Raw genomic sequence first — 1,297 nt, 5'->3', positions numbered from 1 at the left:
GATACAGGCCTAACTGAATTTTAACGCCTTAATCACTGAAATTAAAGGCAAACTGACAATGCCGAATGTAGCAAATCGTGTTGATGCATTTGTTAGCTGCGCCTTTCAAGTTTGAATAACAAACTAGCTTTTACGGCCAACCACTCACTATTAATTATCGAAAATACAACGGTATCTCGATAGCTACCATCTGCCATTTGTTGGTGATTTCTAATTACACCGTCCTGCTTTGCGCCCAAACGAGCTATTGCATTACGTGAAGCGTGATTATGCCAATGAGTTCTAAACTCAACTGCGATTGCTGAGAGGTTTTCAAATGCATGAGAAAGAAGAAGGAACTTACATTCGGTATTTACTGATGTTCTCTGGTAGCTTTTCGCATACCACGTATAACCGATTTCTACCCGTTTATTCACACAATCAGCGTGGCATAAACGAGTTGTACCGATTATGGTTTGAGTTTCATTATCAATGACAGAAAAAGCCAAAGAACACCCAGCGCCTTGTTCGCTTAAAGCCAATTCAATATAACCGTTTACAGTCTCTTTATTTGGTATTTTCGTATACCATAAGTCCCAAAGTTCACCATCAGAAGCCGTTTCAACAAGAGCTGACGCATGATCTAGTTGTAGTGGAATTAATGTGACTATTTTCCCTTTAAGCTCCGTACCTGAGAGCCATTTCTCATCTTGCATACTAAATTCCTTCTTTGAAGCAGCTAACGCTGGCATAACACGTTTATTACCATGCAGACCAACCTGAATTTTACGCCTTAATCACGAAACCCAAGGCAAACCCAGAACGCCGAATGTAATAAATCGTGTTGATGCGATTGTTGTGCGTGCTTACTTTCGGCTTGGCTAGCTTGGTAAAGAACTGCCCTGCCAAGATTTTCTAAGTCCTGATTCTAATTTACCGATAGTAATTAAGCGAACAAAATGTTCTTAAATTGCGAGATAAAGTAAATGGAAAACAGATACATTTTTTACACCATTTGAACGACTTGGTTTCAGCAAGTTTGGAACTGAAAAACTAAATACACTCGCCACAATTGGGATTGGAAATGCTGCGAGAAAAACACTGATGCTGACTAAAATGAGGCATAACCAAAGAACAATTGAAGCGTAAAATAGCTTCTGAAACGCCTGAACTTAGGGAAATAAGGGCTAATTTGCCGAACCTGATGAAACGAACACCAAAAGGCAACAAAGAAGAAATTTACGCTGACTAAGCCGAAACTACGAAAGCTGCGATTCTATTGATGAACCGTGCAAAAAATTTCGGACTCAGTACGCAC

General features: G+C 39.8%; 1 protein-coding gene. It reads right to left on the bottom strand.

From position 1 onward, the window contains the following. Nucleotides 1-92: 92 nt before the first annotated feature. Nucleotides 93-695 (bottom strand): GNAT family N-acetyltransferase, encoded by a 603-nt coding sequence (locus tag PVK70_RS18675; RefSeq protein ID WP_054776305.1) that lies wholly within the window; start codon nt 693-695, stop codon nt 93-95. Between the last annotated feature and the right edge of the window lie 602 nt (nt 696-1,297).

It is taken from the genome of Aliivibrio sp. A6, from assembly GCF_028765505.1.
In the GTDB taxonomy this organism is placed as follows: domain Bacteria; phylum Pseudomonadota; class Gammaproteobacteria; order Enterobacterales; family Vibrionaceae; genus Aliivibrio; species Aliivibrio finisterrensis_A.
The sequence above is the reverse complement of the archived record's forward strand: the minus strand, read 5'-3'. Positions and strand labels throughout refer to the sequence as shown.